The organism is Allorhizobium paknamense, from assembly GCF_030815125.1.
Classification (GTDB): Bacteria; Pseudomonadota; Alphaproteobacteria; order Rhizobiales; family Rhizobiaceae; genus Allorhizobium; species Allorhizobium paknamense.
Map to the genome: position 1 here is coordinate 306,141 of NZ_JAUSWH010000002.1, position 13,369 is coordinate 319,509.

A 13,369-nucleotide genomic window follows, 5' to 3' on the forward strand; every position below is an offset into this window, starting at 1 on the left:
ATGGGCATTCTGGAAACGGCACTGCGAGAACGCAACCGGCTGCTGGAACAGCAGGCCGATCACTATGCTGGGGCAGTCGACAGCCTGTCGAACCGGCTGGCCGAGGCGCTGCGGCGGCTGGCTCCGCATGATCCGGACTATGTGCGTGCTGAAGCGCCGGACCTGGTGCCGGTCGCGAGCGACCCGCCGGAAGACACACAGGCACCATGAACGTGCATCCGGCTGATGCCTCCATAGGAAGCAGCCGGGTGGTGGGGTGCTGAAACACCCCAACGACGGGCCAAAGTTTGGCGACCTAACCCGTCCGACAGCGTCAAACGATAACCGTCGCACCCGTACCCTGCAGGGCCGGACCTGTGTGACTGAGTCGTGAGAACTTGGAAATGGCGAATCGTGAGGCCTTCCGGCCCGTTCCGAACACCCAGCCGCCGGCCGCATGGATCGGCGGCAAGCGCAGCCTTGCCCCGCGCCTGGTCAAGATGATCGAGGCCATACCGCATCAGACCTATGCCGAACCCTTCATCGGCATGGGCGGTGTGTTTTTCCGCAGGCGATCTGCACCGAAGACCGAGGTGATCAACGACCGCAACGGCGAGGTCGTGAACCTCTTCCGCATCCTGCAGCGGCACTATCCGCAGTTCATGGATACGCTCAAATTCCAGATCACCAGCCGCCGCGAGTTCGACCGGCTGAAGGCCTGCGATCCGTCAACGCTCACCGATCTGGAACGAGCAGCGCGCTTCATCTATCTGCAAAAGCTCGCTTTCGGCGGCAAGGTCGCAGGCCAGAATTTTGGCGTGCAGCACAATGGCAGCGCCCGGTTCAACCTGACGCGCCTCGCACCGCTGCTCGAAGACGTCCACGAGCGTCTGGCCGGTGTCATCATTGAGAACCTCGACTGGCTGGCCTTCATCAACTGCTACGACCGGCCCGGCGTGCTGTTCTATCTCGATCCGCCTTATTTCGGTTGTGAGGATGATTACGGCAAAGCGCTGTTCGCTCGGGATCAGTTCGAGGTTCTTGCAGCGCGTTTAAAGACGCTTCAAGGACGGTTTATCCTGTCGATAAATGATCGTCCGGAGGTTCGGGAGATCTTTGCGGGGTTTCCGGTGGCGGTGGCGGAGTTGTCGTATTCGGTGTCTGGCGGGAAGGGGACGGAGGCGCGGGAGTTGATTTATTGGAGTGAGGAGGGGTGAAATTGGAAGCGCATGCTTGAGAACAGCTTTGCCTTTTCATATCGGACATAACGGGCATCCTCTAAGGAGCCAGAAAACGGACGTGCCTCTATGCGGTATCATGTCGGCTGTGCGCCAACACCGGACATTGTGCCTGCCGCAAAACTCCCTATTCTGCGTCGGCACAAAAGTCAGGAAAACAAGTGTCGCTTTAATCAGGATTTTTGCGACACCGAAAACAGGGAATCGCCCGTAAGACCATGATCGACGCAGCCGCCTGCATCATAGACCTTTATCGTCGCCATGCTGGTGCATGGGCAACCGCGCGCGGCACGGTGTTGTTGGAGCGCGCATGGATCGAGCGATTTGCCGATATGCTGCGGCGAGGGGCGGCGGTGCTTGACATTGGATGCGGATCGGGCGAGCCGATCGCCCGTTACCTTGCCACCAGAGGTCATCCGATTACTGGCGTGGACAGCTCGCCCGAGATGATCGACCTATTTCGAGCAAATCTACCAGGCGAAACGGTGGAAGTGGCCGATATGCGCTCGCTGAAACTAGATCGGAGATATGGCGGGCTGATCACTTGGGATAGCTTCTTCCACCTTGCGCCTCACGATCAGCGCATGATGTTCCCCATCTTCCGGGACCATGCCGAACCGAAGGCTCCATTGCTATTCACAAGTGGCCCCGTCTTCGGCGAGGCCATCGGCACGCTGGGAGGGGAACCCCTCTATCATGCCAGCCTCGACCCTGAAGAATACCGCCTGCTGCTCGACCGGAACGGCTTTGAAGTTGTGGCCCATGTTGTGCAAGACGCTGACTGCGGCGGGCGCACAGTCTGGCTTGCGCGTCAGCGGTAGCCGTAGGATTGTCACGCAATTCCTGACAATCGCGACAGATCTACCGCGCCTAAATATGAAGAGGGAATTTCTGTCGCGCAACTCGGGTGCAAACATCAGCGTTTCGCGACCGACTTGTGCGATGGCCAATGACCGATTTGGCTTGACAAGCGTCTTCCGCTTCGCGCCATCAGCGGACGTTGCCCTGGTCCTAGATGTCGCTATCTCTGCTATAGAGAAAACTGGCAATCTTGGTATTTTTAGCGAGGGAAAAATGCATCCTGAGGAAACACTCAAGCAGTATCAAGCCAATATCAATTTGCATGATTTTGAGAAGTTGGTACCGATAATCTCTTCCGATGCGATATTCTGGTTCAATGACGGATCATTTTGTGGACTGCAACAGATACGCCAAGCTTTTGAGGCGACTTGGCAAAATTTTCCTCTTGAAAAATATTGGTTGGAGAACCTCAAATGGGCAACCTACTCTGACGATGCTGCCGCCTGCACTTATCATTTCCGCTGGAGAGCAGTGATTGAAAATAGACCGATTGAAGGCGGCGGCCGAGGCACCACTATTCTTCGGAGAGAAAAGGATATTTGGAAGATCGTTCACGAACACCTGAGCCAGTTCCCTAAAGAATGACCGCTTTGGGCCGAACCCGGACAACTGCCTCTGATGCCTGAGTGTCGGTTTACGGCTTGCAACTCCCCAATATCGGACAGTCCACTTCTATCGGCCCTAAACGGTCTTTATATGGGCTTCAAATACCCTTCAAACATTCTTCAAAAGAACCGAAACTCTTTCAAAAATCGTCGGATTTGAAGCCAGCAAGGATTTTGCTCCGGTGATTCGATATCGTCGGCGTGCAGCCAAAGCAGTTCTGGAGGGGCCATTCAAAGAAAGCCGATTGCTGGGCTTCGAGCGATTGTGGAGCGATGGTGCTGTCATCAACACAGGAGATGACAATGACCGACGAAAACAAGAAAATAGCCTTCACTTCGATGATCAAGGCCATGCAACATGAAGCGATGGACTTGATAAACCGGATCGACATTGCAGCCGTCGATATGGAGGAAAAGCGCTGCAACAGCGCTGTTGGGGCTTTATGCACGGTGGATGAAAGCCTTGAGCGCATTGCCGCCCTGCTTTCCGGTGTCAGGGCCATTCACCGCATGACGCCATTCTGAAACGACCGAATCGTAGAACGAAAAGGCCAAGACCGGGGCTCTTTTTTTGGATCGGGCTACTTTGATAGCCTTTTTACAAATTTCATTTTTCCGGTTCTTGGTTGTTGTCTGACAAATAGAATTGGAAAAGGCGGGATTATCCGGGAATAACCGGGATCAACTGGAAAAGGCCGAAAATACAAGACGTTGTGCGGAAGCAGGTGAAATCCTGACATCGCGGTTTTGACAGGCCGAACTGGAGAAAAACCGACCGCTCCCTAAGCGAGCGGCGAAATCGGGCCGATCTTCAAAGACACCTTCAAAAACCCTTAGAACGGCTTTTAGACGGCTTCAAACCGTTGAAAATCAACAACAGTGCTTTTTGGCGAGGACATCGGCGTTGGATTTTTGCAGGGCGATTTTTTGCCTGAACGTCAATTTGAGGTTCCGCACTTGCGCGGAACCTCAATTTTTTTGCGAAAAATGCAATTTTATCAGATGGATAGAAGGTTTGAGAGTGAAAAGAGGGTTCCGCACAATTTTTATCCCGGCCGGTTAAGCCGCAAGAGCTCTTAACCATCCGCTTTTAGGATGAGCCGCCAAAGTTTTCAGATGGAGGGAATTGTGAAAGCGAGCAGCGGAATAGCAATCTTGGGCGCGGCACTGCTGGCGGGCTGCCAGGCGCAACTGAATGTCCTTGAAGCGCATGGAAACCTGAGGGTTGAAAAGTCAACGCTGCAGGGAAGCGACTATGCCGTTTATATCAAGAATGTCGTCGATTTCGGTCTGAACCCTGACGATCGGGAAACACGGTTCAAGATTGCGACGGACTATATGAAAGCCCAGTGCCCAGCAGGCACGGTTGTCTCCAGCGATGAAATTACAACTGGACGCTACTTAACGGGCCGTGCTGCCAAGACATATATTGTCTATATCCGGTGTAGATAAATGTGATGAATGGGCCAGCAGAAATATCAGATCAAGGCCTGGAGACGGGCATATGGCATGAAGCAGGAGGACCTGGCTCGTCGAGCTGGGTTGTCCGTCCCCACGATCTCGGCTGCAGAGCGGGCTAGGCGTGAGCCGCATCCATCCACGCTGCAGGCCATCGCCCGTGTATTTGGTCTGGACGATCCTGCAGCGCTCCGGCAGGAGCCGCCGCGCTCGGCGCCAGTGAGCGACACGCTCAGTGAGGATCTTGCGCGAGCGAGCCGGGTTATCGGCGCTTTGGCTGAGATCGCGGCCAATGACTATCGGCGAATTCCATTAGTGATGCGGGATCTGCAGAGAATGCGTGAGCAGTCTCGCATACGCCGATAAGCCTGCACCGGTGGCAACCAGCAATCACCTCAGCATATCGCAGCTCGTCGCTGGATAGGGTGCCGGCAAACTCGATGATGCTGTTGTGCAGTTCCATAAATACCCCTTTATATATGGGGTATATTAAACATCACTAATTGATTAGCTGTAACTTATGTTGGAAAAAAAACTTAAAACATTTTAGGGCGATTTTCATGAATTGCCCTCACTTTTCACGGGATTTCGACTGAGAAATTTTAAGTGCCGAATCGCTCATAAATAGTTGTCTTCTAAAAGCTTTTGACTCGGTAGCAATTGCGCGATTTAAGACACGTAAGGCGCGCGCCCCTTTGAAAGTATTGGGTAAAAGTAAGGGGTAACATGCATAGACGTGAGTTTATGCGGCTATTGGCCATGGGGCCAATCAGCCGTCGGGTACATTCGCAATTTTCAACGACGCTGGGCGACCTGGAGCGGACGGCGAGGGCGGTTTACGGGCCGCTGTCGCTAAACATCGTCCACTGTAGGGACGAGCCTGTACCGCTGGTTATTTATGCAGTTCGTGATTGACGATCGACCGCATCATTCCAAGCACAAGCTGCTGCCTCGCAGGCGGCAGCTTTCTTATTTCAACTGCCAGCTCAGCCACAAGGCCAGCCTCGGCAACACCTTCGGACGAGAGCATCTCTCCCTGTCCAGTAGCCAGCCAATTTAGATTGATGTTGAGCATCTCACGATAGGCCGCGAGAACGCTGGCCGTTGGCTCCGTATCGCCACGTTCATACGATGCCATCGTGTTTTTGGCGACCCCCAATCGGGCAGCCCATTGATCTCGTTCTGGATCCCCAAAATGTCGCCGGATTTCTCGCAAACGCGCCCCGAGCGGCGTTTTCGGCGCTGCCTCTGGTCTTGCCAAATTATCTCAAATTAAACCCTAAACTCAGTTTACAAAACCGAGATATTGGTTTAACCCTTTCTGTGTTCGCAGAATTAACCACCCCGAAAAAGGAGGCCGTTGCAGGGCCTCCCTTCAGGAAGGATCACTTATGCATAATACCGCCCAAACCGGCAAGACCAGCCGCGCGGAGCGCCTCCGGTTAGAAGAGGTTGCCCGTGTTAAATCGCTGCTTATCCGCAACAAACTGACGCTGACCCAGATCGATCAGCAGTATGATTTGCCGTCAGGCACCGCTGGCAACACTGTTCATGAACCGCATTTGGCGGGCGAGCGCGCGATCGCTGCGGCTCTGAAAACTCGTCCTCATCTCCTGTGGCGGTCCCGCTATTACCCTGATGGATCGCGCAAGAATCCCCAACCTGCCGAAAACTATCGAAACGGTCGCCGACAGACGACCGATGCGCAGCACCAATCCCAGGTCGCCGCATGATGTGGAGCGGAAGCGTGGCTGCTCTAGCCTGCCATTCTAGGATCAAAGGGGCCGTTGCCCCCGGCTGTCAGACATCAGCCCCGCTCCACATCACGACGATCTCGCATTTTCGAGCGTTCGCCAATGACGAAAACACTCACCCAATTTGGCATGACTGCATGGCGGCGGGCAGGGCGGCCATGATCAACCTGTATGACCAGTCTGAGGTCTATAACGTGAACCTCAGGGCCTGCATTCGCGCCGTATATGAAGGCTTTCCCCATCTAGCTCTGCGCGACATCATCGATCCGCCCCACGAAATGTTTGACGCTGCCTTGGCGCGACAGATCGTGATGCATTTGATGGTTCGCGAGTTCCACTGGCCCAAGCGCCGTGTCGTCGAGGTGGAGGGGCGGTCGCGCGAGGCCATCAATAGAGCGCTGCGGACAATAGAGGATCGGTTGATCCTGGATCGCTTCGCCACCCACTATCAATCCATTGCCGATCGGGCGCGCGACCTGTTCTCGCTCAGCCTCACCGGCAACGATTTCCCCGAATTTGACATGGACGAGGTTGCCTGATGGCTACGCTCAAGAGCCTACCTTTATCGTCGATCGCCATAGGCGAACGCGCCCGGCCGGTTGACCTGGAGCATGCAGCCGCGATTGCTGGCAGCATGGTGGATCGAGGACTGATCAACCCAATCACGGTTCGCAACACCCCGGCTGCCAACGGCGGCAAGACGCCTTACACGCTGATCGCAGGCGGCCACCGCCTGGAAGCCGCCCGGATGAACGGGTGGGAAGAAATCGACGCCATTGTGCTGACGGCTGACAGCGCCGAGGCGCAGTTGATAGAGATTTCCGAAAACCTCTATCGCAATGAGCTGTCCGCTCTTGATCGCGGCCTCTTCGTCACGAAATATCGCGAAATTTATGAGGAAAAACACGGGAAAGTGGAGCGCGGAGGCGACAGAAAATCAAAGTCCAACGATTGGACTTTGATTTTCGCCCCCGGCAAGGAACTATCCGAGCGCGTTCAAGAGCGCCTCGGGATTGGCCGGAGCACATATTTCAACCTGACCCTGATCGGTCAAAAACTGGACCCCGCCTTGCGTCAGGCGGTGCGCGGCACGGCAGCCGAGTACGACCAGAAAAAGCTCCTAAAGCTCGCCAAGCTCTCCCGTGACGAGCAGGTCAAGGTTGCGGCTGCCCTGCGTGAAGACAAGAACGTCGATGTTGTCTTCGAATGGCTGAAGGGGCCGAAGGCCACACCGCCTGCAGAGAGCGTCCAGGCTGGCATTTTGAAGAAGCTGTTGGCTGCCTGGGATGATGCCTCGCCTGAAACCCGCGACGATTTCCTGCAACAGATCGGAATGGCTGGCTCTGACGCCTTGATGCAGCAGATCCGCGAGGAGGCAGCATGAAGCCGTCTTCCTCACAACTCGATCTGTTCATTGAACAGGCGTTTCCGGTTCGCATGGCTGCGGAACGGATCGACATTGATCGGTTCCGCGCTCGTTTGAAGCGGGCGATGACCCGCGCCATCCGCGAGTGCCCCTACGATCGTCCGACCATTGCCGCTCGTATGGCGCATTATCTGGGACTGCCGAACGTTTCGAAGTCGGCGCTCGATGCCTATACGGCAGAGAGCAAGACCAGCCACGACATTAGCTTGGTTCGCTTCAAGGCGTTCGTCCGTGCCACCGGCGCGGTTTGGCTTTGGGATGTGGTCGTGTCCGACGACGGATTGCTGCTCCTGCAGGGTGACGAAGCGCGCCTCGCGGAGATTGCCTATCGGCAGCAGAAGATCCGCGAAGAGCAGGCCCAGCTGAAGGCATTGCTGGCGACCCCGGTGACGATCAAGCGGGGGCGCAAATGACGCTCAAGAAAATTTCCATCATCGGACAGATTGCCGAGATCGAACGCGAGATTGCCCAGCGGCAGCAGCAGTATCCCCGTCTCGTCCGTGAGGGGAAGATGCGTGAGGAAGAGCGCGTCATGCTGATGGACCGCATCCTTGCGGTTCGGGCCACGCTGATGTTCTGCCGTGCGCATGAAGCCGATATCCGGGCGTTCATCGCCGCCAAGAAGGCCGGGGTGTCGGCATGAAGGAATGGTTCACCCTTTCCGAATTGGTTGCCGCCCGGCTGCCTGACATGCCGGCCAGCATTGACGGCTATGATCGGCTTGTCTCCCGCCAGGGCTGGCGCGCATCACCGATGAAGTATCGCAAGGCCAGCGGTGCCAAGGGCGGTGGTGGCTATGAATACCATTATTCGCTTCTGCCGAACGCCGCCCGTCAGAAACTGGCGTTCCTGCACACGGAGATCGAACCGCAGCGCAATTCGGCTTCAAAGGCGATTTGGGCGAAGTTTGAAGCGCTGACGAACGAACATAAGGCCATCTGCCGCAGCCGGCTGAACATCATTCTCGAAGTCGAGCAGCTGCAGGCCTCCGGTATCAGCGCCATGGATGCGCTGACGCATGCCTGCAGGAAGGCCGGGATCAGCAAAGCCACCTTTTACGGGTGGCGCAAGATGCTCGCCGGTCACGCGCGCCAGGACTGGCTGGCCGCTCTGGCGCCGAGTTTTTCGGCTGCGGCAGATGGCGTGGTCAGCAGGGTTGCTGAATGCCATCCGGAGGCGTGGGCGGTACTCTGCTCCGACTATCTCCGGGCGGAGGAGCCGAAGTTCTCAGCCTGCTACCGGCGCATGATGTCGACGGCAAAGAAAAAGGGCTGGGCTCCAATCCCTTCCGAGCGGACCCTGCGCCGCCGGCTCGACCAGGAAGTGCCGGAGGCCGTGCAGACCCTCGCCCGCAAGGGCAAGGACGCCGCCAAGAAGCTATTCCCGGCTCAGCGTCGATCCGTTTCGCACCTGATGGCGATGCAGATCGTCAATACCGACGGCCACAAGCTGGACCTTCGGGTGCAGATGCCAAACCGGACGGAAGTAACCCGCATTTTCCTGATGGCCATGCAGGACGTCTACAGCCGCAAGATCCTGTCCTGGGTTCTAACCGAAGCTGAGACCTGGGAGGCGGTGCGGACGATCATCGGCAACATGATCGAGCAGCACGGCATCCCGGAGCATCTCTACATGGACAACGGCCGGGCTTTTGCGTCGAAGAAGATCTCCGGCGGAGCCAAGAGCCGCCATCGTTTCAAGATCACGGAAGACGAGGTTGCCGGTCTGCTGACGACGCTCGGCATCGAGCCGCATTTCGTGACACCCTACAGCGGCCAGTCCAAACCGATCGAGCGCGGCTGGGGCGATTTGGCCGAAGAGATCTGCAAACACCCTGCCATGGCCGGCTGCTATACCGGCCGCAGCACACAGCACAAGCCGCACAACTACGGTCAGCGGGCCGTCCCGTTCGACGAGCTGGAAGCACACGTCGCGATGTGTATCGACGAGCACAACGCCCGCGTCGGCCGCCGCACGGAGACCGCGAAGGGGCGGAGCTTCGACGAGGTCTTTGCCGAAAGCATGGCAGATCCGGCGAACCTCGTTCGGTTCGCGTCCGAGGCGCAACGGTCGCTCTGGATGCTGACCGCCGAGACGATTTCGGCCCGCAAACCCGACGGCTCGATCCACCTTTACGGAAACCGTTACTGGCATCTGGCACTCAACAACTGGATCGGCAAGAAGCTCACCGTGCGCTTCGATCCGTCCAACCTGCATGGCGCCGTCAAGGTCTACGATCCCCAAGGGCGGTTGATCTGTGATGCGGCCTGCGTTGAGGACACCGGATTCGATTGCCAGAACGCTGCCCGCGACATCGCACGCGCCCGCAAGACCAAGCAGAACGCCGACAAAGCGGCTCTCGATAGCGCACGGCGTCTGTCTGACCTGCAGCTGAAGGAACTGATGGGACGGACCCGCGACAAGCCTGCACCGGCAAAGCCCAGCCGCCCCGTCGTCACCCGACTGATCACGCGCACGCCTGTGGCGGTTGCTCAACCAGAGCCGGAGATCATCGACGACAGGCAGTTTGAAGAGAATTTCGCACGAGGTCTCGCCCGCATCGCGGGCGGAGAGGGGGCGATTATCGAATTCCCGCAGGGGGATAAAACGACGGCGGGCCGTCGCGCACGCCGGAAATGACACTGACCCGCAATGTGGTCGGCAAATCAAAAAAAAGAGCGTGCAAATGCACGCCCAAGCCAAACAGGGGCAAAGTACATGAAAAAACCAATGAGCACAAACGGCGGCTGGGACTTTCCAAATCCGTCCGCCGAGTTTTTGGCCAAACATTCGGGGGATGACGTTGAGACCTGGCGCAGTTTAGTGGCGCAGGTGATTGAGGCAGCCAATGCAGGCGGCTTTACCAAGGCGGACGTTGCGCGCCGCGCTGGTGTCGCAGAGGGAACGTTCAGCCAGTGGGCTTCGGGAAAATATCCCGGTGTCCTCGCCAATGTGAATGCGCAGGTCAGCAAGTGGCTGGATGCTCTGGAGCAAAGCGCCAGTCTGTCTGCTGCCATGCCGACGTCACCGGATTTCGTGAAAACCAGCACCGGCGTGGATGTCTACAATGTGCTGCTCTACGCGCAGGTGACTGGCGGCTTTACCATCATCACGCTGCCCAGCGGTTTCGGCAAAACCACGGCAGCGCGGCAGTTTTGCCGGACCAGGCCGCACGCATGGATGGCTACGATATCGCCGCATACCAAGACCGTGCATGGGATGCTGATCGAACTGGCCTCTGAACTGGAGGTACTGGAACACAATCCGGCGCGATTGGTCCGGGCAATTGGACGTAAGTTGAACCGGGTGGGAGAGGGTTCGCTCCTCATCATCGACGAGGCGCAAAACCTGTTGCCTGAGGCGGTAAACCAGCTTCGACATTTCGTAGATGTCTACAAATGCGGTGTTTGCCTGATGGGTAACGAGGAGACCGCTGTCGCCTTCGTAAAGGATAAGGGCACCGTCAGCAGCAGGGCACAGGTCGCCACCCGTATCGACCGTCGACTGACGGGCGGCACGCACAATCCGCAGGACGCAACGGCACTGATTGCTGCCTGGAGCATTACCGACCCCGATTGCGTGCGGTTCCTGCAAAACGTGGCGACCAAGCCCGGATCTTTGCGCAACATCGACCGCACGATCAAGGCGGCGCAGATGTTGGCCCTTGGCGACGATGCGGATCTGGCGCTGACGCATCTGACGGCAGCATGGCGCAACCGCAATATCGGAGATCTCGCATGAGGTCTCTGAAACTATCCGACGCGCTCGGCCAGCTCATGGATAATTTCCAGTGCTTTGCGGATTTGCCGGGTGGCGCGATCGCCACCATCGACGGAGACGATGCTCGCCAATTTTATGCCGTGTTGCGCAGCATGCGAGCCATGGCGCTCAACATGGAGATCGAACTGGATTGCCATCGTGACATCGAGGCAAGCCGGGATCGCCGCGAAGCCGCTGATGCCGAAGCCACCAAGGCGCTGGGTGATCTGCTGGTCGAGGCTGGTGGCAAGATCTTGCGCCCCGATTTTCGGGGGCGGACATGACGAATATCCCGAAAGCATCTGACCTGCTCCGACTGGTCTGTGACCGGATCATTGAGCAACGGCAGACGGGCCTCTCCCTGACACCCGGAGCGACAGTGGCGTTCGCCACCAACCTGCGGACAGTGCACGAATTGGTGCTGCAGTTGGAAGAAGAGGTGGAAATTCTCGAAGAGCAGGTGCGCGTCATACAGACGCGCACGGCAGCCCCTGCCGCCCAGGACCCGCTGACCAGCAATGTCGTGCCACTGCCGCGCCGTCGCCGGTTCGCGGTCGTGCCTCCGTCGGATGGAGGTGATGCGGCATGAAAAAGCTCGTCGTACCCGTCGAGATCCCGGTGGATCAGTTGGTCGAGGCTATCGGCCCCCCTGTCATCAAGGCTCTGCGGGCGGCTGAGCGTGAAGAAGAGGCGGCGGCTCTGCACCGCCCTCCCATGCAGGCACTGACGCACGCAGCCCGTGCCCTTTGGCACGCGCTGAACCGCTACGAAACCAGCCAGGGGACACGCGATGAAAAGCGTGCGCTGAACGCTCTCCTGGCTGCCTCAAAGGGCGTTCGAAACGCCATCAAAACCATCAAGGAATAGAAAAAATGGAAGCTGTCATTCTCGAAGAGACCCGTAGCGACGGGATCACCATCATCAGCGGCCGTCCGTTCATGGAAGATGCCAAGGGCAATCTTCTACCGGTCGGCAATATCAAGCCGGAAGACAAGCTGCAGGACGAAACCGTCCGCAAGATCATGAAATACGCCATGGAGCTTTCGGCGCAGGTCGCCCGGTTTCGCGGTCATACCGTTGCCGATCTCGGCGCATTCGATGCGCTGCTCGCCCAGGAATACGGCGCAAAGATCGGGGGCCAGAAGGGCAACCGCACCTATCAGACCATCGACGGCAAGATGAAGGTGGTGGTGCAGGTGGCTGATCAGATCAGCTTCGGTCCGCAGTTGCAGATCGCCAAGGGGCTGATCGACGAGTGCCTGGTGGAGTGGTCGGCCGAGAGCCGCCCGGAGATCCAGGCCATCGTCACCCGCGCCTTCAACACCGACAAGGAAGGCCAGATCAACAAGTCTGAACTGTTCATGCTGCTGCGCCTCGACATCGAAGACGAGCGCTGGAACCGCGCGATGGAGGCGATCCGCAACTCGATCACCGTCACGGGCTCCAAGGAGTATGTCCGGTTCTACACCCGCCAGAGCGCTGCCGATGCCTGGCAGGCCGTGACCATCGATCTGGCCAAGGCATGAGGAGAATGGCGATGACGAAAAGATTTGTCTTTAACGTGACGACGCGGGTGGCCGTTTACATCGAGCCTGAGAAGCTTGCTCCCCTCATGCCTGAATTTAACGCCTCGATCTCCGATTTTGGCGATGGCGAAGATGCCTTGGAGCGTCATGCAGAACACATTGCACAGTTGGCGGCTCACGGCGTGTGCGACTTCAATCCCAATGATTTCGTTGAAGGATATGGCATCGTGAAGGACGCAGGGATTGATGTCATTGTCACGAACGACGTCATCTGCGAGCGTTTAGGAGGTGCAGCATGAACCACCTTTACGCTCGACTGAAAGCGGAGACGACTTGCCCCGTTTGCGGCTCGCCCGTTATGCCCATCACCCAACAGCAGGAACAGCTGCACATCGTTCGCTACCAGTGCAGCGCTGTTTTCGGGGTGAGCGACATCCTGCAGGTCGTCAACATCTACGATCCGTGCCCAACGCCTTCCCAGGTGGCTGCCAGCCATCTGATGACTGAGGCCGAATTGGCAGCTGAAAATCAGCATGAGCAGTCTCGTCAGGAGGTCGTTCTTTGATGAGTACGATCTATCTCTGCGAGGCATCTCGCCTGAAGAAGTATTCCGCCGCTGTGAAGGGCTCCCAGGCTGTCGTCACAATCGAAATCTCGGTTTCCGACCACGGCTCCCTTGGGTTCCTCCTGGAAGAACTTTCCAAAATTGAAAAAGCACAGAAGGCATGCGGCCTGACGCCGCCTAAGCCGACGAAGCCGTGAA

22 protein-coding genes are annotated in these 13,369 nt (G+C 57.4%); 21 read left to right on the forward strand and 1 reads right to left on the reverse strand.

What is annotated here, in order from left to right:
- The 7 genes from QO005_RS04940 (at position 1) to QO005_RS24195 (ending at position 4,507) form a co-directional block, all read left to right on the forward strand.
- Positions 1-210, forward strand: a complete 210-nt coding sequence (locus QO005_RS04940) for a hypothetical protein (RefSeq protein WP_307156874.1) — start codon at positions 1-3, stop codon at positions 208-210.
- 173 nt (positions 211-383) lie between these two features.
- Entirely contained in the window at positions 384-1,196 is an 813-nt protein-coding gene (locus QO005_RS04945) for a DNA adenine methylase (RefSeq protein WP_307156875.1), read from the forward strand.
- A gap of 239 nt (positions 1,197-1,435) precedes the next feature.
- The gene (locus QO005_RS04950; RefSeq protein WP_307156876.1) at positions 1,436-2,038 is read left to right on the forward strand and encodes a class I SAM-dependent DNA methyltransferase; all 603 of its coding nucleotides are present in this window, start codon (positions 1,436-1,438) and stop codon (positions 2,036-2,038) included.
- Positions 1,980-2,663, forward strand: coding sequence for a YybH family protein (locus QO005_RS04955; RefSeq protein ID WP_307156877.1), 684 nt, complete (start codon positions 1,980-1,982; stop codon positions 2,661-2,663). The genes QO005_RS04950 and QO005_RS04955 overlap by 59 nt, the downstream gene beginning before the upstream one ends.
- A 323-nt stretch (positions 2,664-2,986) precedes the next feature.
- A complete protein-coding gene (locus tag QO005_RS04960) occupies positions 2,987-3,208 on the forward strand; it encodes a hypothetical protein (protein ID WP_307156878.1) in 222 nt (73 codons plus the stop codon).
- 603 nt (positions 3,209-3,811) lie between these two features.
- Complete coding sequence (locus QO005_RS04965; protein ID WP_307156879.1) at positions 3,812-4,135, forward strand: hypothetical protein; 324 nt, start codon at positions 3,812-3,814, stop codon at positions 4,133-4,135.
- Between the two features lie 9 nt (positions 4,136-4,144).
- A complete protein-coding gene (locus QO005_RS24195) occupies positions 4,145-4,507 on the forward strand; it encodes a helix-turn-helix domain-containing protein (protein WP_370878001.1) in 363 nt (120 codons plus the stop codon).
- Between the two features lie 526 nt (positions 4,508-5,033).
- On the opposite strand, the gene QO005_RS04970 is transcribed toward QO005_RS24195, so the two are convergent.
- Positions 5,034-5,402: a helix-turn-helix domain-containing protein gene (locus QO005_RS04970; RefSeq protein ID WP_307156880.1), complete on the reverse strand. Its 369-nt coding sequence runs from the start codon at positions 5,400-5,402 to the stop codon at positions 5,034-5,036.
- 130 nt (positions 5,403-5,532) lie between these two features.
- On the opposite strand from QO005_RS04970, the gene QO005_RS04975 reads away from it, so the two are divergent.
- From QO005_RS04975 to QO005_RS05040, 14 genes are all read left to right on the forward strand, one after another.
- Positions 5,533-5,874, forward strand: a complete 342-nt coding sequence (locus tag QO005_RS04975; RefSeq protein WP_307156881.1) for a helix-turn-helix domain-containing protein — start codon at positions 5,533-5,535, stop codon at positions 5,872-5,874.
- A 14-nt stretch (positions 5,875-5,888) separates the two neighbouring features.
- Positions 5,889-6,434 (forward strand): hypothetical protein, encoded by a 546-nt coding sequence (locus QO005_RS04980; protein ID WP_307156882.1) that lies wholly within the window; start codon positions 5,889-5,891, stop codon positions 6,432-6,434.
- Complete coding sequence (locus QO005_RS04985) at positions 6,434-7,279, forward strand: ParB N-terminal domain-containing protein (protein WP_307156883.1); 846 nt, start codon at positions 6,434-6,436, stop codon at positions 7,277-7,279. Before QO005_RS04980 ends, QO005_RS04985 begins: the two co-directional genes overlap by 1 nt.
- Before the next feature lie 53 nt (positions 7,280-7,332).
- Complete coding sequence (locus QO005_RS04990) at positions 7,333-7,734, forward strand: hypothetical protein (RefSeq protein ID WP_370878008.1); 402 nt, start codon at positions 7,333-7,335, stop codon at positions 7,732-7,734.
- A complete protein-coding gene (locus QO005_RS04995; protein WP_307156885.1) occupies positions 7,731-7,964 on the forward strand; it encodes a hypothetical protein in 234 nt (77 codons plus the stop codon). The genes QO005_RS04990 and QO005_RS04995 overlap by 4 nt, the downstream gene beginning before the upstream one ends.
- Positions 7,961-9,961: a transposase domain-containing protein gene (locus tag QO005_RS05000; protein WP_307156886.1), complete on the forward strand. Its 2,001-nt coding sequence runs from the start codon at positions 7,961-7,963 to the stop codon at positions 9,959-9,961. The genes QO005_RS04995 and QO005_RS05000 overlap by 4 nt, the downstream gene beginning before the upstream one ends.
- Before the next feature lie 78 nt (positions 9,962-10,039).
- Positions 10,040-11,062, forward strand: coding sequence for an AAA family ATPase (locus QO005_RS05005; RefSeq protein ID WP_307156887.1), 1,023 nt, complete (start codon positions 10,040-10,042; stop codon positions 11,060-11,062).
- Positions 11,059-11,364 (forward strand): hypothetical protein, encoded by a 306-nt coding sequence (locus QO005_RS05010; protein ID WP_307156888.1) that lies wholly within the window; start codon positions 11,059-11,061, stop codon positions 11,362-11,364. The genes QO005_RS05005 and QO005_RS05010 overlap by 4 nt, the downstream gene beginning before the upstream one ends.
- Positions 11,361-11,669, forward strand: coding sequence for a hypothetical protein (locus tag QO005_RS05015; protein WP_307156889.1), 309 nt, complete (start codon positions 11,361-11,363; stop codon positions 11,667-11,669). The genes QO005_RS05010 and QO005_RS05015 overlap by 4 nt, the downstream gene beginning before the upstream one ends.
- Positions 11,666-11,947 carry a hypothetical protein gene (locus tag QO005_RS05020; protein ID WP_307156890.1) on the forward strand — a complete coding sequence of 94 codons (282 nt, stop codon included), beginning with the start codon at positions 11,666-11,668 and terminating at the stop codon, positions 11,945-11,947. Before QO005_RS05015 ends, QO005_RS05020 begins: the two co-directional genes overlap by 4 nt.
- 5 nt (positions 11,948-11,952) lie before the next feature.
- Positions 11,953-12,606, forward strand: a complete 654-nt coding sequence (locus tag QO005_RS05025; protein WP_307156891.1) for a DUF3164 family protein — start codon at positions 11,953-11,955, stop codon at positions 12,604-12,606.
- 11 nt (positions 12,607-12,617) lie between these two features.
- Positions 12,618-12,905 (forward strand): hypothetical protein, encoded by a 288-nt coding sequence (locus tag QO005_RS05030; protein WP_307156892.1) that lies wholly within the window; start codon positions 12,618-12,620, stop codon positions 12,903-12,905.
- On the forward strand, positions 12,902-13,171 hold the full coding sequence (locus QO005_RS05035; RefSeq protein WP_307156893.1) for a hypothetical protein: 270 nt from the start codon (positions 12,902-12,904) through the stop codon (positions 13,169-13,171). The genes QO005_RS05030 and QO005_RS05035 overlap by 4 nt, the downstream gene beginning before the upstream one ends.
- Positions 13,171-13,368: a hypothetical protein gene (locus tag QO005_RS05040; protein ID WP_307156894.1), complete on the forward strand. Its 198-nt coding sequence runs from the start codon at positions 13,171-13,173 to the stop codon at positions 13,366-13,368. The genes QO005_RS05035 and QO005_RS05040 overlap by 1 nt, the downstream gene beginning before the upstream one ends.
- Position 13,369: the final 1 nt, after the last annotated feature.

Coding starts and splice junctions, on each gene's coding strand:
- QO005_RS04940 (WP_307156874.1), top strand. CDS start 1: ATGGGCATTCTGGAAACGGCACTGCGAGAACGCAACCGGCTGCTGGAA.
- QO005_RS04945 (WP_307156875.1), top strand. CDS start 384: ATGGCGAATCGTGAGGCCTTCCGGCCCGTTCCGAACACCCAGCCGCCG.
- QO005_RS04950 (WP_307156876.1), top strand. CDS start 1,436: ATGATCGACGCAGCCGCCTGCATCATAGACCTTTATCGTCGCCATGCT.
- QO005_RS04955 (WP_307156877.1), top strand. CDS start 1,980: ATGTTGTGCAAGACGCTGACTGCGGCGGGCGCACAGTCTGGCTTGCGC.
- QO005_RS04960 (WP_307156878.1), top strand. CDS start 2,987: ATGACCGACGAAAACAAGAAAATAGCCTTCACTTCGATGATCAAGGCC.
- QO005_RS24195 (WP_370878001.1), top strand. CDS start 4,145: ATGGGCCAGCAGAAATATCAGATCAAGGCCTGGAGACGGGCATATGGC.
- QO005_RS04975 (WP_307156881.1), top strand. CDS start 5,533: ATGCATAATACCGCCCAAACCGGCAAGACCAGCCGCGCGGAGCGCCTC.
- QO005_RS04985 (WP_307156883.1), top strand. CDS start 6,434: ATGGCTACGCTCAAGAGCCTACCTTTATCGTCGATCGCCATAGGCGAA.
- QO005_RS04990 (WP_370878008.1), top strand. CDS start 7,333: ATGGCTGCGGAACGGATCGACATTGATCGGTTCCGCGCTCGTTTGAAG.
- QO005_RS04995 (WP_307156885.1), top strand. CDS start 7,731: ATGACGCTCAAGAAAATTTCCATCATCGGACAGATTGCCGAGATCGAA.
- QO005_RS05000 (WP_307156886.1), top strand. CDS start 7,961: ATGAAGGAATGGTTCACCCTTTCCGAATTGGTTGCCGCCCGGCTGCCT.
- QO005_RS05005 (WP_307156887.1), top strand. CDS start 10,040: ATGAAAAAACCAATGAGCACAAACGGCGGCTGGGACTTTCCAAATCCG.
- QO005_RS05010 (WP_307156888.1), top strand. CDS start 11,059: ATGAGGTCTCTGAAACTATCCGACGCGCTCGGCCAGCTCATGGATAAT.
- QO005_RS05015 (WP_307156889.1), top strand. CDS start 11,361: ATGACGAATATCCCGAAAGCATCTGACCTGCTCCGACTGGTCTGTGAC.
- QO005_RS05020 (WP_307156890.1), top strand. CDS start 11,666: ATGAAAAAGCTCGTCGTACCCGTCGAGATCCCGGTGGATCAGTTGGTC.
- QO005_RS05025 (WP_307156891.1), top strand. CDS start 11,953: ATGGAAGCTGTCATTCTCGAAGAGACCCGTAGCGACGGGATCACCATC.
- QO005_RS05030 (WP_307156892.1), top strand. CDS start 12,618: ATGACGAAAAGATTTGTCTTTAACGTGACGACGCGGGTGGCCGTTTAC.
- QO005_RS05035 (WP_307156893.1), top strand. CDS start 12,902: ATGAACCACCTTTACGCTCGACTGAAAGCGGAGACGACTTGCCCCGTT.
- QO005_RS05040 (WP_307156894.1), top strand. CDS start 13,171: ATGAGTACGATCTATCTCTGCGAGGCATCTCGCCTGAAGAAGTATTCC.